Origin of the sequence: Streptomyces justiciae, from assembly GCF_015163075.1 — a bacterium.
Taxonomy (GTDB): Bacteria; Actinomycetota; Actinomycetes; order Streptomycetales; family Streptomycetaceae; genus Streptomyces; species Streptomyces justiciae.
In genome coordinates this window covers 647,388-668,601 of record NZ_JADDXU010000003.1, presented here as the reverse complement: position 1 = coordinate 668,601, position 21,214 = coordinate 647,388, and the positions used below count along the sequence as shown (strand labels likewise).

Here is a 21,214-nt window from a genome sequence, read left to right as displayed (position 1 = left end):
CGGCCGCATACGCTCGAAACATGAGTCTGCGTCTGAGCACCGTGATCCTCCCGTACCGCCGCTGGTCCGAGGGGGGTCGTGAGGCGTGGCAGCGGGCGGAGGAGCTCGGCTTCCACACCGCGTACACCTACGACCACCTGTCCTGGCGGACCTTCCGCGACGGCCCCTGGTTCGGTGCCGTGCCGACGCTGACCGCCGCCGCGGCCGTCACCGACCGGCTGCGCCTGGGCACGCTGGTGACCTCGCCGAACTTCCGGCACCCGGTGACCCTCGCCAAGGAACTGATCTCTCTCGACGACATCTCCGGCGGCCGCATCACGCTCGGCATCGGCGCGGGCGGCACCGGCTTCGACGCCACCGTCCTCGGCCAGGAGCCGTGGACGCCGCGCGAGCGTGCCGACCGGCTGGCGGAGTTCGTGCCGCTGCTGGACCGGCTGCTCACCGAGGACTCGGTGTCGTACAAGGGCGACTTCTACTCGGCGCACGAGGCCCGCAACATCCCGGGCTGTGTGCAGCGCCCCCGGCTGCCCTTCGCGGTCGCCGCCACCGGCCCGCGCGGGCTGCGGCTCGCCGCGCGGTACGGACAGGCGTGGGTGACCACCGGCGACCCCAAGCTGTACGAGAACGGCACTCCTGAACAGTCGATTCAAGCCATTCGCGGACAGGCCGAGAAGCTGGCCGACGCGTGCGCCGAAATCGGGCGGGACACGAACGAACTCGGCAAGATCCTCCTCACCGGATTCACCCCGGACCGCGGCCGGCCGCTGGAGTCGCTCGACGCGTTCGTGGACTTCGCGGGGCGCCACCGGGAACTGGGGTTCACCGAGATCGTGATCCACTGGCCCATCCCCGACTCGGACTTCGCCGCCGACGAGAAGGTCTTCGAGCAGATCGCCATGGAGGCCTCGGCGCAGCTGCGCTGAGACCACTGTGCGTGAGGGTGCAGGTGGGAGGCTGTAATCACTCACCTGTGCAGGCTCCTGCACGGCCGTGCAGGCATATGCGGGAGAATGGCCGGGTGACTTCAGCGACTCGACAGCCCGAGACCCCGGCCGCCGCCGTCCCGCCGCGCCTGATAGCCACCGATCTCGACGGCACGCTGCTGCGCGACGACAAGTCCGTCTCTCCCCGCACGGTCGCGGCGCTCGCCGCCGCCGAGGAGGCGGGCATCGAGGTCTTCTTCGTCACCGGCCGGCCCGCCCGCTGGATGAACGTCGTCAGCGACCACGTCCACGGCCATGGCCTCGCCATCTGCGGCAACGGCGCCGCGGTCGTCGATCTGCACGGCGGTCCCGGCGCCCACCGGTTCGTGAAGGTGCGCGAGCTGGCCAGGGAGAACGCGCTGGACGCCGTACGCCTGCTGCGGGACGCGGCGCCCGGCACGGTGTACGCGGTGGAGCAGACGTACGGCTTCCACCAGGAGCCGGACTATCCGAAGCTGCACATGGAGATCCCGGACGAACTCCAGCCCGCCGAGAAGCTGCTGGCGGCGGACGGGCCCGGCGCCGGTGAGCCGGTCCTGAAGATCCTCGCCTTCCACCCCACGCTCGACCCGGACGCCTTCCTCACCCTGGCCCGTCTCGCCATCGGCGACATCGCCAACGTCACCCGCTCCAGCCCCAGCGCCCTGCTGGAGATCAGCGGCCCGGGCGTCTCCAAGGCCAGCACCCTCGCCCTGTGCTGCGCCGAGCGCGGCATCTCGCACGAGGAGGTCGTCGCCTTCGGCGACATGCCCAACGACGTCGAGATGCTGACCTGGGCGGGCCGCTCGTACGCCATGGGCAACGCGCACCCCGATGTGCTCGCGGCGGCCTCCGGACGGACGGTCGACAACAACGAAGACGGCGTCGCGGTCGTCATCGAGCAGCTGGTGGCCCAGCGCGAGGGCCTGTCCTAGCCGAGGGGCACACCCCGCGCCGCCAGCCACGGCACCGGGTCCACGCCCGAGCCCAGTTCCGGGGTGACCCGCACCTCGAAGTGCAGGTGCGGGCCGGTGGAGTTGCCGGTGGTGCCCGACTGGCCGATCCACTGCCCCGCCGTCACCTGGTCGCCCTGGTCGACGGTGACGGCGGCGAGATGGGCGTACTGCGTGTAGTAGCCGCCCGCGTGCTCGATCACGATCTCGATGCCGAAGGCGCCCCCGCAGGACACCTTCACCACCCGGCCCGCGCCCACCGACCGCACCGGCGTGCCGATCGGCACGGCGAAGTCCTGCCCGGTGTGCCGGTTCGCCCACCGCGATCCACCGCTGCCGAAGCCCGCGGACAGCTCGTACGTCTCCACCGGCGTGACCCAAGGAGCCGTGACCTGGACCTCCGGCTGATCCAGCCGGACGGCACCCCGGCAGGAGCCCGCCGCGACCGAGGCGTCCGCCTGCCCCTGCAACTGCCAGCGTGCTTCCTCCAGCTTCTGCTCGATCCCCCTCTTCAGATCGGCGAGTTCGACGTTCCGCTTCTCCAGCGACTGCCACGCGGTCGCGGCCTCCGCCTCGTCCGCGGCGAGCTTCGCCTCGGCCCGCCGGCTCTTCTCGATGGCGTTGTTCACGGCCAGGTTCGTCTGGGAGAACACCTGCTGACCGCGCATCAGCTGATCCGGGCTGCCGGCGAAGATGATCTGCGCGGTGAGCGGAAGGTCGCCGCCGTTGCGGTACTGGGCGCGCGCGATCCGGCCCAGGTCCTCGTGCAGGACGGAGATGTCCCGCCGCTCCCGGTCGAGCAGCCCCTCCAGCCGCTGCGCCTTCGCCCGCTGCACCTCCGCCTCCAGCCGCCCCGCCTCGTACTGCTGCGTCGCCACCGCCGCGTCCTCGTACAGCCGCGCGACCTGCGCGCTGATCCCGGCGTCCGTACCGCCGTCGCCGGGCGCCTTCTTCTCCGCGGCGTCGGTCGGACGGGCCGCCAGGACGGCGAGCGCGCACAGCAGAGCCGGGACGAGCAGCGGATGACGGCGGGACGGTCGCATGCCAGCGATCCTGGCCCGAGCCCGCGCGGGCGGTCCTGTTGGAGTCGTACGGCCGGGGGACATCGGGCCACGGATGGCTCAGTCGTACGACTGAACGGCCGGTGTCGGGATGCGGGGTGACGGCTCGTCATGCTCGGCCGGCTATTCGAGGGGTGCCTCCCACACCACCGTCGTACCGCCCCCGTCCTCGCCGATACCCGGCCCGTGCCGGCTGTCGCCGCCGAGGAACTCCGCGCGCCGCTTGAGGTTCTTCAGGCCGCTGCGCCGCCCGCCCTCCGGGATGCCCACGCCGTCGTCCGCGACGGTCAGCCGGACGCCCTTCCTGCCGTCCGGCAAGGTCACGTCGGCGTCCACGACGACGTCGATCCGGGAGGCCTGGGCGTGCCGGAAGGCGTTGGAGAGGGCCTCGCGCAGGGCCGCGATGAGGTTCTTGCCGGTGAGATCGCCGACCAGGGCGTCGACCGGGCCGACGAAACGGTGCGAGGGCTTGAAACCGAGCGGCACCGCGGCCGTGTTGATCTCCCGCAGCACGCGCGTGCGCAGCCCCGAGGGAGCCTCGGCCGGCCCCTGCTGGAGCGCGAAGATCGCGGTGCGGATCTCCTGAATGGTGACGTCGAGTTCGTCGACGGCGTTGCCGACGCCCTCGCGCACCTCCGGCACGACCGATCTGCGCTGCGCGCTCTCCAGCATCATCCCGGTGGCGAACAGCCGCTGGATGACCAGGTCGTGCAGGTCGCGGGCGATGCGGTCACGGTCCTCGTAGACGGCGAGCCGCTCCCGGTCGCGCTGCGCGTCGGCCATCATCAGCGCGAGCGCCGCCTGCGAGGCGAACTGGATCGCCAGCGTGCGCTCGGTCTCCGTGAACGGCCGCTCCCCCCGCGCCCGCGGAGTCACCAGGGCGCCCAGGATCCGGCCGTCGCTGTGCAGAGGAACCATCATGGTGGGCCCGTATCCGTGGGCCAGCGTGGTGATCATGCGGGGATCACCGGCCGCGTCCTCCAGGAACACCGCCTGTCCGTCGAGGAGTTCGGCGACGATCCCGCTCTCCGGCGGCACGACCGTGCCCAGCAGGGCCGACGGGCGGTCCGCGGCCACGGCGGCGATCTCCAGGCCGCCCTCGTCCGCGGGCAGCAGAACGATCCCGGCCGTCGAACCCGACAGCTTGCGGGCCTGCTCGGCGACGACCTGGAGGGCGTCGTCGGCGTCGCCGCCCGACAGCAGCGCGGTGGTGACGGCGACCGACCCGTCGATCCAGTGCTCGCGCTGCTTGGCCGCCTCGTACAGCCGGGCGTTGCCGATCGCGATCCCGGCCTCGGTCGCCAGCACCCGGACCATGGTGAGGTCGTAGTCGTTGAACGGCTCCCCGCCCCGCTTCTCCGTCAGGTACAGGTTCCCGAAGATCTCCCCCTGGACGCGGATCGGGAGGCCCAGGAAGCCACGCATCGGCGGGTGGTGCTCGGGGAAGCCACAGGAGCGCGGGTCGGACGTCAGGTCAGCGAGCCGTACCGGCTCGGGATCGCGGATGAGCGCGCCGAGCAGGCCCCGGTGCCCGTCCGGCAGGCGTCCGATACGGCGCGCGGTCGCCTCGTCGACCCCGTGGTAGACGAAGTCCGCGAGGCCCCGCCCGTCCTCGTCGATGACCCCGATGGCCGCGTAACGGGCGCCCGTCAACTCGGCCGCGGTCTCGCAGATCCGGTCCAGCGTGGAGTGCAGTTCGAGCCCGCTGCCGACGGACCGCATGGCCTCCAGCAACCGCGGCACCCGCGCGGTCAGCTCGGCCGACAGCGGACCGGGGCCGGAGCGCGTGGTGTCGGACATGAGCCGAGCGTAATTAGTCCCATTTGATACAGAAAGTTGGGAGATCGAGGGATTGGATGCCTGTACGGCGGCGGCTCATGCCGTGAGGGCCAACACCTCCGCGTCCGACTCCCGCTCCACCATCTCCCGCAACGGCCCCTCCTCGGCGGCCAACTCGGCGTACGAGCCCCGCTGCACGACCCGTCCCTCGTCGAGCACGACGATCTCGTCCACCCCCTCCAGCCCGGCGAGCCGGTGCGTGATGAGCACCGTTGTACGGCCCTCGGTGGCGGCCAGCAGATCGGCGGTGAGCGCGTCGGCGGTGGGCAGGTCGAGATGCTCGGCGGGCTCGTCCAGGACGAGGACGGGGAAGTCGGCGAGCAGCGCCCGGGCCAGCGCCAGCCGCTGCCGCTGCCCCCCGGACAGCCGCGCCCCGTGCTCGCCGACCAGCGTGTCCAGCCCGTCGGGCAGTCCGTCGGCCCAGTCGAGGAGCCGGGCCCGCCGCAGGGCGTCACGGAGGTCCACCTCGGTGGCGTCCTTCTTCGCGAGCAGCAGGTTCTCCCGCAGCGAGCTGTCGAAGAGGTGCGCGTCCTGCGCACACAGCCCGACGAACCGCCGTACGTCGTCCCCCTCCAGGTCGTACGCGTCCACGCCGCCCAGCGTGTACGAACCGGCCGCCGCGTCCAGGAACCGCAGCAGCACCTGTGCGAGGGTCGTCTTGCCGGACCCGGACGGGCCCACGACGGCGATCCGGCGGCCTTCCGTGACAGTCAGATCGAGCCCCGCGAGGGCGTCCCGCTCCTGTCCGGCGTACCGGGCCGACAGGCCCTTCACGACGACCGGGAACGGCGACGCGGGCGCCTCGCACGGCCGCTCCGGCTCCCGTACGGGTTCCGGGGCGTCCAGCACCTCGTACACCCGCTCCGCGCTCTTGCGGACCCGCTGGCGGTACTGCACGGCCAGCGGGAGGCCGAGGACGGCCTCGAAGGCGGCCAGCGGGGTGAGGACGACGACGGCCATGGCGACGCCGCCCAGCCGTCCGTCGGCGACCGCCTGGGCGCCTGCGAGCGCGGTGGCGGCGACGGTGAGGCCGGAGACGAGCGCGGTGAGGCCGTCACCGAGGGCGGTGGCGGTGGCGCCGCGCGAGGCGATCCGGGTGAGCACTCCGTCGGCCTCGCGTGCCTCGGCGGTACGTGCGGGAAGGGCGCCGGCGACGGCCAGTTCGGCTGTCCCGGTCAGCAGGTCGGTCACCCGCGTCGCCAGCGCACCGCGGGCCGGCGCCAGCCTCCGCTCCGCACGCCGGGCCACCGCACCGGTGACCAGCGGCACCCCGACCCCGGCAGCCAGCAGCCCCACGGCGAGTGCGGCACCGGCCTCGGGCAGCAGCCAGGCCGTGAAGCCGACAGACGCGGCGGACACGGTCAGTGCCGCGCCCGCGGGCAGCAGCCAGCGCAGCCAGTAGTCCTGGAGGGCGTCGACATCGGCGACGAGCCGCGACAGCAGGTCTCCGCGGCGGGTCCGCCGCAGCCCGGCGGGCGCCAGCCGCTCCAGGCGCCGGTACACGGCGACCCGGGTGTCGGCCAGCATCCGCAGCACGGCGTCGTGCGAGACGAGGCGCTCGGCGTAGCGGAAGACGGCCCGCCCGATCCCGAAGGCACGCGTCGCCGTGACGGCCACCATCAGATAGAGCACGGGCGGCTGCTGCGAGGCGCGCGAGATCAGCCACCCGGAGGTCGCCATGAGCCCGACGGCACTGCCGAGCGCGAGGCTCCCGAGAAGCAGGGCGAGCGCGAGCCGGCCGCGCCGGGGGCCGGACATGGCACGGACGCGGGCGAGGACACCGCGGCTTTCCGCTGCCGGTGCAGCCACGTCGGCGGTGTCAGCGGTGTCCGCGGTGGGAGGCGCCACCACCTCGACCTGCCTAGGCGCTTGAACCGTTCCGGCCTCGGCGGCGCCCGCGAGCGCGGGCTCGGCCAACCGCACCACCCGGTCCGCCACCCCCAGCAACGCCGGCCGGTGCACGACGAGGAGCACCGTGCGCCCCACCGCCAGCCTCCGCACCGCCGCCACGACGTCCGCCTCGGTGGCCCCGTCGAGCGCGGCGGTCGGCTCGTCGAGCAGCAGCACCGGCCGGTCCGCAAGGAACGCCCGGGCCAGCGCGAGCCGCTGCCGCTGCCCGGCGGACAGCCCGGCCCCGTCCTCGCCGAGCCCGGTCTCGGCGCCCAGCGGCAACGCGTCGACGAACTCCAGGGCCCCCGCATCCGCGAGCGCCTGCCGTACGGCGGCGTCGTCCGCGTCGGGCCGCGCCAACCGCACGTTCTCCGCGATCGTCCCGGCGAACAACTGCGGCCGCTGCGGCACCCACGCGACCTGCGACCGCCACCGGTCCAGGTCGGCGTCGACGAGATCGACTCCCCCGACCAGCACCCGCCCCTCCGCGGGCGCGACGAACCCCAGCAGTACGTTCAGCAGCGTGGACTTGCCCGCCCCGCTCGGCCCGACGAGCGCGACCGTCTCCCCGGGCTCGACGGCGAAGGACACGTCCTGGACGGAGTCACCGGACCGCCCCGGGTAGCGCACGGTGACGCCCTCGAAGGTCAGCGCACCAGCCGGCACGTCGGCTGTTCCCGCCGCCGGCACGGGCGTCTCCAGCACCTCGAAGATCTCCTCGGCGGCGGCCAGCCCTTCCGCCGCCGCGTGGTACTGCGCCCCGACCTGCCGCAGCGGCAGATAGGCCTCGGGCGCCAGCACGAGGATGACCAGGCCGTCGTACAGGTCCATCTCGCCGTGCACGAGCCGCATGCCGATCGTCACGGCGACCAGGGCCACCGACAGCGTGGCGAGCAGTTCCAGGGCGAAGGAGGAGATGAAGGCGATACGCAGCGTCCGCATGGTCGCCTGCCGGTACTCGCCGGTGATGCGCTTGATCGACTCGGCCTGCGCCTTGGCCCGGCCGAACACCTTCAGGGTCGGCAGACCGGCGACGACGTCGAGGAAGTGCCCGGACAGCCGGGACAGCAGCTGCCACTGACGGTCCATCCGGGACTGGGTGGCCCAGCCGATCAGCACCATGAAGACCGGGATGAGCGGGAGAGTGCCCACGATGATGGCGGCCGAGACCCAGTCCTCGGTGACCACGCGCGCCAGCACCGCCACCGGCACGACCACCGCCAGCCCCAACTGCGGGAGATAGCGCGAGAAGTAGTCGTCCAGGGCGTCGACGCCCCGCGTGGCGAGGGCGACCAGCGAACCGGTCCGCTGCCCGCTCAGCCACCCAGGGCCGAGCGCCACGGCCCGCTCCAGCAACCGCCCCCGCAGTTCGGACTTCACCGCCGCGCTCGCCCGATGCGCTGCGAGCTCGGTGAGCCACGAGACCAGCGCACGACCACCGGCGACCGCCACCAACAACAGCAGGGGAGTGCGGAGTTCAGCGACCGCCATCCCGTGCTGGAAGGCGCCCACCACCACCTCGGCGATGAGCATCGCCTGAGCGATGACCAGCGCCGCTCCGACGACGCCCAGTCCGACGACCGCCGCCATGAAAAGGCGAGTGGCGCGGGCGTAGCGGAGCAGACGCGGATCGATTGGTTTCACGTGAAACACACCTCAATGCGTGGCTTCGGCGATGTGCTGCGTTCCGATGCGCTTGCGGAACACCCAGTAGGTCCAGCTCTGGTAGAGCAGGACGATCGGCGTGGCGATCGCCGCACACCAGGTCATGATCTTCAGGGTGTACGGGCTCGACGAGGCGTTGGTGACCGTCAGGCTCCAGTCCTCGTGGAGCGAGGACGGCATGACGTTCGGGAAGAGCGACAGGAAGAGCATCGCCACGGCGGCCACGATGGTGACGCCGGACAGTGCGAACGACCAGCCCTCACGGCCGGCCTGATTGGCCACCAGCGCGGCGACCAGGGCGGCGACGGCCACGACCAGAGCGACCAGGCTCTTGCCGTCACCGCTGTCGACCTGCGTCCACAGCAGGAAGATCAGCGCGCACACGGCCGTGACGAGCCCGACCTGGAGCGCCAGCTTCCGTGCCCGCTCCCGGATGTCCCCGACGGTCTTGAGCGCCGTGAACACCGCCCCGTGGAAGGTGAACAGCGTGAGCGTCACCAGGCCGCCGAGGAGGGCGTAGGGGTTGAGCAGGTCCCAGAAGGTGCCGACGTACTCGAAGTTCTTGTCGATCTTCACGCCCCGCACGATGTTGCCGAAGGCGACACCCCACAGGAAGGCGGGGATGAGGGAGGTCCAGAAGATCGCGGTCTCCCAGTTGCGCTGCCAGTTCTCCTCGGGCCGCTTCGCCCGGTACTCGAAGGCGACACCGCGGACGATCAGGGAGACCAGGATGATCAGCAGCGGCAGATAGAAGCCGGAGAAGAGCGTGGCGTACCACTCGGGGAAGGCGGCGAAGGTCGCGCCGCCCGCCGTGAGCAGCCACACCTCGTTGCCGTCCCAGACGGGGCCGATCGTGTTGATCAGCACCCGCTTCTCGGGCCGGTTGCGGGCCAGCAGCTTGGTGAGGATGCCGACCCCGAAGTCGAAGCCCTCCAGGAAGAAGTAGCCGGTCCACAGGACGGCGATGAGCACGAACCAGACGTCGTGAAGTTCCATGACTCGATCTCCCTCGGCCTAGTACGAGAAGGCCATCGGCTTGTCGGCGTCACGGGTGTCGCCGCCGATCTTCGTGGGCGGGTTGAGGTCGGCCTCGGTGAGCTCGGGCGGTCCTGCCTTGATGTACTTCACGAGCAACTTGACCTCGACGACGGCGAGGATGGCGTAGAGCGTCGTGAAGACGATCATCGAGGTGAGGACCTCGCCCTGGGAGACACCGGGGGAGACCGCGTCACGGGTCTGCAGGACGCCGTAGACGACCCACGGCTGCCGGCCCATCTCGGTGAAGATCCAGCCCCAGGAGTTGGCGATCAGCGGGAAGCCCATGGTCAGGACGGCGATCCGCCAGTACCACCGGGTGAGCTTCGGGCCGAGGGCCTTCTTGCCGCGGGGCATCAGCACGAGATGCGGCACCTCGTCGTCGGCCACCCGCAAGTGCTGCGGCAGCATGAACTTCTTGCGGGTCAGCCACAGGCCCAGCACACCGATCGCGAGCGACGTCATACCGAAGCCGATCATCCACCGGAAACCCCAGTAGGCGACGGGGATGTTGGGCCGGTAGTCGCCGGGCCCGTACTTCTCCTGCTCGGCCTTGTTGACGTCGTTGATGCCGGGGACGTACGAGGTGAAGTCGTCCTTGGCGAGGAAGGACAGCAGGCCCGGGATCTCTATGGCGACCTTGTTGTGGCCCTTGTCGACGTCGCCTACCGCGAAGACCGAGAAGGGCGCCGGCTTCTCGCCGTCCCACAGCGCCTCGGCGGCGGCCATCTTCATCGGCTGCTGCTCGTACATGATCTTGCCGAGGGTGTCGCCGCTGATCGCGGTGAGCAGACCGCCGACGATGACGGTGACCAGGCCGAGCCGCAGCGAGGTCTTCATGTCGCTGATGTGCTTCTTGCGCAGCAGGTGGAAGGCGGAGATGCCGACCATGAAGGCGCCACCGGTCAGGAACGCGGCGGACAGGGTGTGGAAGGCCTGGGCGAGCGCGGTGTTCTGCGTCAGCACCAGCCAGAAGTCGGTGAGTTCGGCCCTCCCCTTCGCCTCGTTGATCCGGTAGCCGACGGGGTGCTGCATCCACGAGTTGGCCGCGAGGATGAAGTACGCCGACAGGATCGTGCCGATGGAGACCATCCAGATGCAGGCCAGGTGGATCTTCTTCGGCAGCTTGTCCCAGCCGAAGATCCACAGCCCGATGAACGTCGACTCGAAGAAGAAGGCGATCAGGGCCTCGAAGGCGAGCGGGGCACCGAAGATGTCACCGACGAAGCGCGAGTAGTCGGACCAGTTCATGCCGAACTGGAACTCCTGCACGATGCCGGTGACCACACCCATCGCGATGTTGATCAGGAAGAGCTTGCCCCAGAACTTCGTCGCCCTGAGGTACTTCTCCTTCTCCGTGCGCACCCAGGCGGTCTGCAGGCCGGCCGTGAGGGCCGCGAGCGAGATCGTCAGGGGGACGAAGAGGAAGTGGTAGACGGTGGTGATGCCGAACTGCCAGCGCGCCAATGTCTCCGGCGCCAGAGCCAGGTCCACGTCGTCAGTCTCCTTACGTCGCCGTGGTACAGCGGCAGTTTGCCCCTTATGTCACACACATCACTGGAGCAACCGGGACACGCTTGTGAACGCGTTCACATTCACAAGCCCAGTATGACGTACTGAATTTCGACTAACGGCAGGGGGGTCATGTCTCCTGCGTCACCCGGGCATGACCCTTGGCAGCAACTTCAACATCTTGTTGAATTGCTGGCCATGCAGATACGGATCTCCTGGCCCTCGGGCCACCTCACCGCGACTCTCGACGACACCCCGACAGCGCAGGCCCTCACCAAGGCGCTGCCGCTAGTCTCCTCCGCCCACACCTGGGGGCAGGAGGTCTACTTCGACACAGGGCTCTCGGTTCCACGTGAAACCAACGCCCAGCAAGTCGTGGAGCCCGGCACAGTGGCCTTCTGGACCGACGGCGACGCCCTCGCGCTCCCCTTCGGGCCCACGCCGATCTCGCGGGGCGACGAGTGCCGCCTCGCGAGTCCGTGCAACGTCATGGGCCGCCTGGACAGCGACCCGAGCCTGTTGGCGTCCGTGCGGGACGGAGACCCCGTCCGCGTCGAACGCGTGGAGAACTAGAGCTCCTCAGGGACCCTGCGGTCAGAGCTCCTTACGGAACCCTTCCGCCACCTTCAGGAAGATGTCGTTCGCCTCGGCCTCCCCGACCGTCACCCGCACACCCTCGCCGGGGAACGGCCGGACCACCACGCCGTGCCGGTCGCACGCCGCCGCGAAGTCGACCGTGCGCTCCCCCAGCCGCAGCCACACGAAGTTGGCCTGGGTCTCGGGCACCGTCCAGCCCTGAGCGCGCAGTCCCTCGACCACACGGTTGCGCTCACACACCAGGGAGCCCACCCGGCCGAGCAGTTCGTCCTCCGCACGCAGCGACGCGACCGCCGCGTCCTGCGCGAGTTGGCTGACGCCGAAGGGCACCGCGGTCTTGCGCAGCGCCGCCGCCACGGGCTCATGGGCGATGGCGAATCCGACACGGAGGCCGGCGAGACCGTACGCCTTGGAGAAGGTCCGCAGGACGCAGACGTTCGGCCGGTCGCGGTAGAGCTCCACCCCGTCCGGCACCTCGTTGTCGCGGATGAACTCGCGGTACGCCTCGTCGAGGACGACGAGCACATCGCTCGGCACCCGGTCGAGGAACCGCTCCAGCTCGGCCCGCCGCACGACCGTGCCCGTCGGGTTGTTGGGGTTGCAGACGAAGATCAGCCGCGTCCGGTCGGTGATGGCCGCGGCCATCGCGTCCAGGTCGTGCACATCGCCGGGCGTCAGCGGGACCTTCACCGAGGTCGCGCCGCTGATCTGCGTGATGATCGGATACGCCTCGAAGGACCGCCAGGCGTAGATGACCTCGTCGCCGGGTCCCGAGGTCGCCTGGATCAGCTGCTGGGCGACGCCGACCGAACCCGTGCCGGTGGCCAGGTGCGTCAGCGGGACGCCGAAGCGCTCGGACAGCTCGTTCATCAGGCCCGTGCAGGCCATGTCCGGGTAGCGGTTGAAGGCCGTTGCCGCCGCCGTGACGCTCTCCATCACGCCCGGAAGGGGCGGATAGGGGTTCTCGTTGGAGGAGAGCTTGTAGGCGACCGGGCCGTCGGCCGCGGCGGGCTTGCCGGGCTTGTAGGTGGGGATACCCTCCAGCTCGGCGCGCAGCTTGGGGCTCGTCTCGCTCACCGCAGTCCTCCTCGCGACCACCGACGGCCCCGTCCACGCCGCCGGCTTCCAATACTCCACACCTTATGAGGATTCGGCGCCGGTGCGTACAGGTGGGACGCAGGAGATCGCAAACCACACCAGTCCCACTGGCATCAGGGGCATCACCGCCCGAAGGCAGACGAATCGCAGGGCGCTCTCACATATATCTATGCGCCGGTGGTGCGCGCCGTGGCGCGCATCCCTCGTGAAGGTGAGTTGAGACCTCTTCGAAACATCGAGGAGTTGGCAGGCTCATGCGTGCCGACAAGTCACGTAGTGCCATTGGATCGTTCAACTCCCTTTCATTCGAAGGGAATTGACAGGCGATGACCATGCAGAAACGTGCCTGTCAACGCGTGCATATGCGTCCGCACTACCCCACCGCATGAGCCCTACTATCGGCTCGCCATGACAGCAGCAGGGAAGCACCAGGTGAGCCGCGCGGAAACCTCACGTCGAGGCAGCCGACCGGGCCGGGCGGGCATCAGAGACGTGGCCGCCGCCGCCGGAGTCTCCATCACGACCGTCTCCGATGCCCTCAACGGCAAGGGCCGGCTCCCGGACGCCACCCGACGCCATGTCCGAGAAGTCGCCGACCGACTGGGCTATCGCCCGTCGGCAGCGGCCCGAACCCTCCGTACCGGCAAGTCGGGACTCATCGGCCTGACCGTGACGACGTACGGGGATGAACCTTTCACCTTCACCGAGTTCGCGTACTTCGCCGAGATGGCCCGGGCCGCCACCTCGGCCGCGCTCGCCCGCGGCTACGCGCTCGTCATCCTCCCGGCGACCTCACGCCACGACGTGTGGTCGAACGTCGCCCTGGACGGCACGGTCGTCATCGATCCGTCCGACCAGGACCCGGTCGTCAGCGAGCTGGTCCGGCAGGGACTGCCGGTGGTCTCCGACGGCCGCCCGGCCGGCGAGCTGCCGGTGACCGCCTGGGTCGACAACGACCACGAGGCCGCCGTGCTCGGCATCCTCGACCATCTGGCCGACGCCGGCGCCCGCCGCATCGGCCTGCTGACGGGGACGTCGACCGACACCTACACGCATCTGTCGACGACGGCGTACCTGCGCTGGTGCGAGCGGGTCGGCCAGGACCCGGTGTACGAGGCCTATCCGGCCCACGACCCCTGTGCGGGCGCCGTCGCCGCCGACCGGCTGCTGGCCCGGCCCGACCGGCCCGACGCCGTCTACGGCCTGTTCGACCCCAACGGCACCGATCTGCTCGCCGCCGCCCGTCGCTACGGGCTGCGCGTACCGGAGGACCTGCTTCTGGTCTGCTGCAGCGAATCCACCGTGTACGCCAGCACGGAGCCCCCCATCACCACGCTCTCGCTGAAGCCGCGACGCATCGGCACGGCGGTCGTCCAGCTCCTCATCGACGCCATCGAAGGGGTCGAGTCGGACCAACCGGTCGAGCAGGTGATACCGACCGAACTGATCGTGCGCACTTCGTCCCAGCGACGCCCGCCGCGGACGACCGTCAGCCCGCCCCGGTCACCGGAGGAGAAGTAGAGCGCGGACGCCGTACGGCCCTCACCGGGTCGTCAGCAGGTGGCCGAAGCCCTGCCCAATCGGGGCGAAAGCCGCGGTGAACTGGACTCTTGCGCCGATTCACCACCCCTGGGTCATCACATGGCGCGATCCGCATTCCTATGATGGGCCCACGACACCGCGGGCCGCTGCGACCAGGCAGTCCGAAGCGGTGCAGATGCGGCGCGATGGTGGAGGGGTCTGATGACTCAGGGGGCCGGTCAGGGACCCGAGGCGGAGCGGACGGCGACGTTGCGCGACTTCCGGGTACCCGCGTACGTCCACGAGACCGGTCCGTACGGCCACAGCACGCACCCCGGCGACGTCGCGCCGCCCCACGAGGAGGCGTACCCCGAGGGTTACCCGGAGGGGTACACCCCGACGGAGCGGAACCTTCCGGTCGTCAACCGCGGTGACACCCTTCAGGTGAGCGTCGACCCGGCCGTGGTCCCGCAGCCCGTGGACGGGCCGGGCGCCCTGTTCGTCGTCGGGGATGTGCACGGCTATCTCGACGAGCTGGTGGCGGCCCTCCAGGAGAAGGGCCTCATCGACTCCGCGGGCAACTGGTGCGCCGGCACCGCCCGGCTGTGGTTCCTCGGCGACTTCACCGACCGCGGCCCGGACGGCATCGGCGTCATCGACCTCGTGATGCGGCTGTCCGCGGAGGCCGCCGCAGCCGGCGGCTACTGCAAGGCCCTCATGGGCAACCACGAGCTGCTGCTGCTCGGCGCCAAGCGGTTCGGCGACACCCCCGTCAACTCCGGCGCGGGCACCGCCACCTTCCAGGCGGCCTGGCTGCTCAACGGCGGGCAGAAGACCGACATGGACCGCCTCCAGGACCACCACCTGCAGTGGATGGCCCGCCTCGACGCCATGGAGGCCGTCGACGGTCATCTGCTCGTCCACTCGGACACCACCGCCTACCTCGACTACGGCGACTCGATCGAGGCGGTCAACGACACGGTCCGCGAGACCCTCACGCGCAACGACGCCGACGAGGTGTGGGACCTGTTCCGCAAGTTCACCAAGCGCTTCTCCTTCCGCGACGAGGGCGGCGCCGACCATGTGCGGTCCCTGCTCGATACGTACGGCGGCACCCGGATCGTTCACGGACACAGCCCGATTCCCTACCTCCTGGGCGAAGTCGGCTCCGAGGACGGCGAGGACGGGGGCGGCCCCGTGGTCGAGGGACCGCACGTCTACGCCGACGGACTGGCCATCGCGATGGACGGCGGCGTGACCATGGCCGGAAAGCTGCTGGTCCAGCAACTTCCGCTGGATATCTGAACGTTCACCGGGCAGACGATCCCCCATGCCGGACCGATCGGAGACGGCGCAGGCCAGGGCCCAATTTCTGGAAACCCCCTGTCACCCTGTGCGGTGACCGCTCTACCATCGGCTTATCCGTAGCAGGCTCCCCTCCGTTTCTGCCCGACGGCTCACAGTCATGCGAGCCCCAAGCCCTACGGAGCATCGGGGGATGCACATGAACAGCGTTCCGCAGCACCTGCTGAGCGAGGACCGCCAGGAATACGAGCGGATCCTCGATGAGGCGCTGCGCTCCGCCCCACACCGCCCGGAACTGGCCGCTGTGGGACAGCGGCTCAATCCCGAACAGCTGCGCACCATGGCGCTCAACGCCACCGCGATCATCACGGCGGCCGCGGCGACCGAGTACCAGCACTACGTGAAGGTCCGCGAGGAACTGCGCCAGCCGGCGCCGTCCACCCCGACGTCCGTGCGCGAGACCGGCTCCGCGGAGTCCGGTTCGAGCGCGGCGGGGCTCGCCGCCACCATGGGAGAGGTCGCCGAGACCGCCGGCGCGGGCGCCGTCGCCGTCGTCGCGGTGCTGGCTCCCGTCCTCGCCGGCACCGCCGCGGCGATATTCCTGCTGGTCGGCTACATCCTGAAGATGCTCGACCCGGAACAGGCGTTCGCCAGGACGATGCTGACCACGGGCTGGGTCTTCGGCGCGATGACCGCGGTGGCGATCCTGGTCGCCGCGGTGGGGCTGCTGCTCACCGCCCTGCGCAACCGCCCCTCGCTCGTCGACACCGGGCCGTACGCCGAGCTGACCGGGGAGGTCGCCCGCGCCAGGGAAGCCTGGCACGACGCCCTGCTGGAGCGGGGCGTCCTGCCCTTCCTGCGGGACGCCCTGGCCGACCCCGGCACCGCGGCAGCCCTGCACCGCACCACACCGCAGGCGCCCAGCCGCATGCCCAACCTCGGCTACGACCGCCCGGGCTTCAGCAGCCCGGACGACGGCACCACGGGCTCCCGCCCCAGCTTCAGCAGCCCGGACTACACCAGCCCGGACTTCGGCGGCCCCGAACACCAGCCGGAGTGACCCCCGGCTTGCGCCCCTCGCCGCGACCAACCGCCTTCGGGGGAGCGCAAGCCGGATGTCCGACCGACGGCACGGACAAGGGGTACACCTGTCCCCGCCGCCGCCCCATCACTCGGTACTCAGTCCGCGATCGGCAGATACACCCGGTTCCCCGCCGCCGCGAACTCCTTCGACTTCTGCGCCATCCCTTCCTCGATCTCCCCCTGACTGCTGCCGTGTTGGCGGCGGATGTCCTGGGAGATCTTCATCGAGCAGAACTTCGGACCGCACATCGAGCAGAAGTGGGCCGTCTTGGCCGGCTCCGCCGGGAGTGTCTCGTCGTGGAACTCTCGGGCCGTGTCGGGGTCGAGGGCCAGGTTGAACTGGTCCTCCCAGCGGAACTCGAAGCGGGCGTCCGACAGGGCGTCGTCCCACTCCTGTGCGCCAGGGTGCCCCTTGGCAAGGTCCGCCGCATGGGCCGCGATCTTGTAGGTGATGACGCCGGTCTTCACGTCGTCACGGTTGGGCAGGCCCAAGTGCTCCTTGGGCGTGACGTAGCAGAGCATCGCAGTGCCCCACCACGCGATCATCGCGGCGCCTATGCCCGAGGTGATGTGGTCGTACGCCGGGGCGACGTCCGTGGTCAGCGGGCCGAGCGTGTAGAACGGAGCCTCCTCGCAGATCTCCTGCTGAAGGTCGATGTTCTCCTTGATCTTGTGCATCGGGACATGCCCCGGGCCCTCGATCATGGTCTGAACGTTGAAACGCTTGGCGATCGTGTTGAGTTCCCCGAGCGTCCTCAACTCCGCGAACTGCGCCTCGTCGTTGGCGTCCGCGATCGAGCCGGGCCGCAGGCCGTCGCCGAGCGAGTACGTGACGTCGTAGGCGGCGAGGATCTCGCAGAGTTCCTCGAAGTTCTCGTAGAGGAAGCTCTCCTTGTGGTGCGCCAGGCACCACGCCGCCATGATCGAGCCGCCGCGAGAGACGATGCCCGTCTTGCGGTTCGCGGTCAGCGGGACGTACGGCAGGCGGACGCCCGCGTGGACGGTCATGTAGTCCACGCCCTGCTCGGCCTGCTCGATGACCGTGTCCTTGTAGATCTCCCAGGTCAGTTCCTCGGCCTTGCCGTCGACCTTCTCCAGCGCCTGGTAAAGCGGCACTGTGCCGATGGGGACGGGGGAGTTGCGCAGCACCCACTCACGGGTGGTGTGGATGTTGCGGCCCGTGGAGAGGTCCATGACCGTGTCGGCGCCCCAACGGGTCGCCCAGGTCATCTTCTCGACCTCCTCCTCGATGGAGGAGGTGACCGCGGAGTTGCCGATGTTGGCGTTGACCTTCACCAGGAACCGCTTGCCGATGATCATCGGCTCGATCTCCGGGTGGTTGACGTTCGCCGGGAGCACCGCGCGCCCCGCCGCGATCTCGTCCCGGACGACCTCGGGCGCCACGTTCTCCCGGATGGCCACGTACTCCATCTCGGGCGTGATCTCGCCGCGGCGCGCATACGCCAGCTGCGTCACCGCCCCGCCGTCACGGCTCCGGCGCGGCAGTCGGGGCCGCCCCGGGAAGACCGCGTCGAGGTTGCGCAGGTTGCCGCCCCGCGGCGAGGTGTGCTTGATGCCGTCGTCCTCGGGACGGACGGGACGACCCGCGTACTCCTCGGTGTCGCCGCGAGCGATGATCCAGTTCTCCCGCAGCGGGGCCAGGCCCCGGCGGACATCGGTATCGACCAGGGGATCGGTGTACGGGCCCGACGTGTCGTACAGCGTGACCGACTGCCCGTTGGTGAGGTGCACCTGACGGACCGGCACTCGAAGGTCGGGGCGCGAGCCCTCGACGTACCCCTTGTGCCAGCCGATGGACTTCCCACTCTCCGTGGACTTTTCGCCCGCGATGGGCTGTTCGTCCTGGCTGGAGGCAGGCGTGCGCGCGTCCTTGATGGTCATGAGACCTACTCCCTACGCCGGCATTACCCGGTAACAGGTTCGGCGGTCGACGCAGCGGTTTCCGTCTGCCGACGTTTCGTGGGGAACGTCACTCACTGGTGACGACGTTCCACGTGAAACATCGCTGGGACGGAGGTCAGCGCCCTCTCAGCCCGGTGCTCCGAGCTCCCGCGTGTACAAAGGTGCCTCCACGCTAGCGTCAATTCGGGCGCGGTGAACAGAGGGCCCCTGCCGTTCTTGCGATGATCGGTCGGTGACCACGACACCGCAGCCCCCGTATCCGCCCGAGCCACCCCGTGGCCCCGGCCGCAGAGGCGGCGGCGCTCAGCCCGGGCCGGATGACTGGAACGGGCCTGAGTCCGGCGGCTGGAACGGGCCAGGGCCGGGTGGCTGGAATGGGCGCGGGCCCGGTCCCGGACCTGCTTCCGGTCCTGGACCTGGACCCGGTCCTCGTCCTGGGCCCGGTCCTCGTCCTGGGCCCGGTCCTCGTCCTGGGCCCGGCGGAGGATTCGAGCAAGGGCCCCGACCCGGCGGCCGGGTCGAACGCGGGCCGGCAAGCGGCGGCGGTCACCACCACGGTCACGACCCTGCCGGCGGCCCCGGCCACAGCCACGAGCACGCACACGGCACCGATGGCGGGCACGGCGCCTTCCCGAGGGAAGGCAGCGGCGGCGGCACGGGAGATGGCGGTGGCACGGGAGGTGGCGGCGGGCACGGTCACTCGCACGGCCACAGTCACAGCCACGGCCCCGCGGCCCCCGTCTCCAAGCACCTGCGCAAGGTCATCGCGGCGATCCTCATCCCGTTCGGTGCCGCCGTTCTGGTGGGCCTCGCCGTGCTGTGGCCCGGCGGTGCCCCCGCGCACGAGCGCACCGGCGTCGGCTTCGACCGGCAGACCCAGCAGGCCACCGTCACCAAGGTCGACGAGGTGAGCTGCAAGTCCGTCAACGCCTCCGGCGAGACGCCGACCGGCGACACCTCCACGGCCGAGGGCTCCTCCGCCCAGCAACAGGCCGACGGCACCTGCAAGAAGGCCACGATCCGCGTCGACACCGGCAAGGACAAGGGCCGTACGTTCACCGAGATCGTGCAGCCGGACCAGTCTCGGCAGTTGCACGAGGGCGAGAAGGTCGTGGTCGCCTACGAGCCCTCCGCGCCGAAGGACCTGCAGTACTCGGTCACCGACGTGAACCGCCGGTTCCCCATGGCCCTGCTCGCCGGCATCTTCGCCCTGGCCGTCGTGGTCGTCGGGCGGTTGCGCGGTGTCATGGCTCTCGTCGCGCTGGCGATCAGCTTCCTGATCCTGAACTTCTTCATCCTGCCCGCGATCCTCCAGGGTTCGAACCCGCTGGTCGTGGCCGTGATCGGGGCGAGCGCCATCATGCTGATCGCGCTGTATCTGTGTCACGGGCTGTCGGCGAGAACCTCCGTCGCGGTGCTCGGAACGCTGATCTCACTGCTGCTGATCGGCATCCTCGGCTCGCTGTTCATCGGCTGGGCGGCGCTCACCGGCAACACCGACGACAACACGGGTCTGATCCATGGCCTGTTTCCGTCGATCGACATGAGCGGTCTGCTGCTCGCCGGCGTCATCATCGGCTCGCTCGGCGTCCTCGACGACGTCACGGTCACGCAGACCTCGGCGGTCTGGGAGCTGCACGAGGCCAACCCCTCGATGGGCTGGCGCGGGCTGTACCGCGCGGGCATCCGCATCGGCCGCGACCACATCGCCTCGGTCGTCAACACGCTCGTCCTCGCCTATGCGGGCGCCGCGTTGCCTCTGCTGCTGCTCTTCTCGATCGCGCAGAGCAGCGTGGGGACGGTCGCCAACAGCGAGTTGGTGGCGGAGGAGATCGTGCGGACGCTCGTCGGCTCGATCGGCCTGGTGGCGTCCGTCCCGGTCACGACGGCCCTCGCGGCGCTGGTGGTGTCGGCCGACCGGCCCGGCTCCGGCACGATTCCGACAGGCGGCGAGCCGACTCCGGCGGGCACGCAGGCAGGCGCACAGCCCGGGGCGCAAGCTGGGGCGTACGGCACACAGGGCGCCCAGGCTCCGCAGCCGGCCACCGCACGGGGTGGCCGCGGGCGCCGCCGTAAGCACTGACGCCGCGCCGCCCCCAACCGACCCGGCCCAGCCACTCGGCCACCCGACCACCCAGCCACAACGCCGTGCAGGCTCCAGAACCGGCCCACGCCGGAACGCCCCACGCCCCAGCCGCCCAGAACACACGAACGCACCCCTCCCCAGAAGAAGCGTTCCTGCACCCCTCCACACCGGCGCTGAAGCGTTCCGCCTCCCCTACCGGCGTGACGCTTCAGCCCGCGCTCTGCTCCTCCGCCAGAATGCGGTCCAGCGCCTCGTCGAGATGGGCGTCGAAGTCCGCGAGCGCCCCTTCCTGGCCCAGCGGCACCAGCTTGTCGGTGCGGTCGAGGAAGGCGATGAGCGGCGCCGTCGACGAGCGGAACAGCGCCTGGTCGGCGCCGACCTGAAGCCGGATCAGCACCTCACCGAGCGTCTCGTGCTCCGCCGGCGCAATGCGCACATCCCCGTCGCCGCTCGGCCGCCCCACGCCGTCGATCAGCAACTCGCGCCCGAAGGCCCAGGTCACGGGGGCGTCCCCGGGCAGGTGGAAGGTCAGTCGCACCGCGTAGGGATCACAGGTCTCGTAGCGCAGCTCCACCGGGATACGGAACGAGAGCTCCTCGGACACGAGAAAGCTCATCATGACCTCTGCCTGTACGGACTCGTCCATCGTCTACCCCGTCATCTGCCGTCAACTGGCCGGGAATG

General features: G+C 70.3%; 15 protein-coding genes. 7 read left to right on the top strand and 8 right to left on the bottom strand.

Annotation, left to right across the window (positions count from 1 at the left end; genetic code table 11):
* The first annotated feature begins 20 nt into the window (after window positions 1-20).
* Together IQ210_RS11375 and IQ210_RS11370 are read left to right on the top strand one after the other, a co-directional pair.
* Window positions 21-923, top strand: a complete 903-nt coding sequence (locus IQ210_RS11375) for an LLM class flavin-dependent oxidoreductase (RefSeq protein ID WP_194078772.1) — start codon at window positions 21-23, stop codon at window positions 921-923.
* Window positions 924-1,000: 77 nt separating this feature from the next.
* Entirely contained in the window at window positions 1,001-1,897 is an 897-nt protein-coding gene (locus tag IQ210_RS11370; protein ID WP_194078771.1) for a Cof-type HAD-IIB family hydrolase, read from the top strand.
* Here IQ210_RS11370 and IQ210_RS11365 read toward each other — a convergent pair.
* From IQ210_RS11365 to IQ210_RS11345, 5 genes are all read right to left on the bottom strand, one after another.
* Window positions 1,894-2,958, bottom strand: a complete 1,065-nt coding sequence (locus tag IQ210_RS11365; RefSeq protein ID WP_194078770.1) for a M23 family metallopeptidase — start codon at window positions 2,956-2,958, stop codon at window positions 1,894-1,896. The two genes, IQ210_RS11370 and IQ210_RS11365, sit on opposite strands and share 4 nt — an antisense overlap.
* Before the next feature lie 141 nt (window positions 2,959-3,099).
* Window positions 3,100-4,776, bottom strand: a complete 1,677-nt coding sequence (locus tag IQ210_RS11360; RefSeq protein WP_194078769.1) for a sensor histidine kinase — start codon at window positions 4,774-4,776, stop codon at window positions 3,100-3,102.
* Between the two features lie 75 nt (window positions 4,777-4,851).
* Window positions 4,852-8,349, bottom strand: a complete 3,498-nt coding sequence (gene cydD / locus IQ210_RS11355) for a thiol reductant ABC exporter subunit CydD (protein WP_194078768.1) — start codon at window positions 8,347-8,349, stop codon at window positions 4,852-4,854.
* Window positions 8,350-8,361: 12 nt separating this feature from the next.
* Entirely contained in the window at window positions 8,362-9,366 is a 1,005-nt protein-coding gene (cydB, locus tag IQ210_RS11350; RefSeq protein WP_194078767.1) for a cytochrome d ubiquinol oxidase subunit II, read from the bottom strand.
* A gap of 18 nt (window positions 9,367-9,384) precedes the next feature.
* The gene (locus tag IQ210_RS11345) at window positions 9,385-10,899 is read right to left on the bottom strand and encodes a cytochrome ubiquinol oxidase subunit I (protein ID WP_194078766.1); all 1,515 of its coding nucleotides are present in this window, start codon (window positions 10,897-10,899) and stop codon (window positions 9,385-9,387) included.
* Between the two features lie 216 nt (window positions 10,900-11,115).
* On the opposite strand from IQ210_RS11345, the gene IQ210_RS11340 reads away from it, so the two are divergent.
* Window positions 11,116-11,490 (top strand): cyclophilin-like fold protein, encoded by a 375-nt coding sequence (locus IQ210_RS11340; protein ID WP_194078765.1) that lies wholly within the window; start codon window positions 11,116-11,118, stop codon window positions 11,488-11,490.
* Window positions 11,491-11,511: 21 nt separating this feature from the next.
* Here IQ210_RS11340 and hisC read toward each other — a convergent pair whose 3' ends face one another.
* Complete coding sequence (gene hisC / locus IQ210_RS11335) at window positions 11,512-12,591, bottom strand: histidinol-phosphate transaminase (protein WP_194078764.1); 1,080 nt, start codon at window positions 12,589-12,591, stop codon at window positions 11,512-11,514.
* Window positions 12,592-13,020: 429 nt separating this feature from the next.
* Here hisC and IQ210_RS11330 point away from each other — a divergent pair, with 429 nt between their 5' ends.
* The 3 genes from IQ210_RS11330 to IQ210_RS11320 all read left to right on the top strand — a co-directional run bounded on the left by IQ210_RS11330 (window position 13,021) and on the right by IQ210_RS11320 (window position 16,498).
* Window positions 13,021-14,133, top strand: coding sequence for a LacI family DNA-binding transcriptional regulator (locus IQ210_RS11330; RefSeq protein ID WP_079083271.1), 1,113 nt, complete (start codon window positions 13,021-13,023; stop codon window positions 14,131-14,133).
* A 222-nt stretch (window positions 14,134-14,355) separates the two neighbouring features.
* Window positions 14,356-15,438, top strand: a complete 1,083-nt coding sequence (locus tag IQ210_RS11325; protein WP_194078763.1) for a metallophosphoesterase — start codon at window positions 14,356-14,358, stop codon at window positions 15,436-15,438.
* 193 nt (window positions 15,439-15,631) lie between these two features.
* Complete coding sequence (locus IQ210_RS11320; RefSeq protein WP_194078762.1) at window positions 15,632-16,498, top strand: hypothetical protein; 867 nt, start codon at window positions 15,632-15,634, stop codon at window positions 16,496-16,498.
* Window positions 16,499-16,617: 119 nt separating this feature from the next.
* On the opposite strand, the gene thiC is transcribed toward IQ210_RS11320, so the two are convergent.
* On the bottom strand, window positions 16,618-18,423 hold the full coding sequence (gene thiC, locus IQ210_RS11315) for a phosphomethylpyrimidine synthase ThiC (protein ID WP_228047443.1): 1,806 nt from the start codon (window positions 18,421-18,423) through the stop codon (window positions 16,618-16,620).
* 253 nt (window positions 18,424-18,676) lie between these two features.
* Here thiC and IQ210_RS11310 point away from each other — a divergent pair, with 253 nt between their 5' ends.
* Complete coding sequence (locus IQ210_RS11310) at window positions 18,677-20,527, top strand: YibE/F family protein (protein WP_194078761.1); 1,851 nt, start codon at window positions 18,677-18,679, stop codon at window positions 20,525-20,527.
* 211 nt (window positions 20,528-20,738) lie between these two features.
* Here the strand turns inward: IQ210_RS11310 and IQ210_RS11305 are convergent, their stop codons facing one another.
* On the bottom strand, window positions 20,739-21,176 hold the full coding sequence (locus tag IQ210_RS11305; protein WP_126273050.1) for an SsgA family sporulation/cell division regulator: 438 nt from the start codon (window positions 21,174-21,176) through the stop codon (window positions 20,739-20,741).
* Window positions 21,177-21,214: the final 38 nt, after the last annotated feature.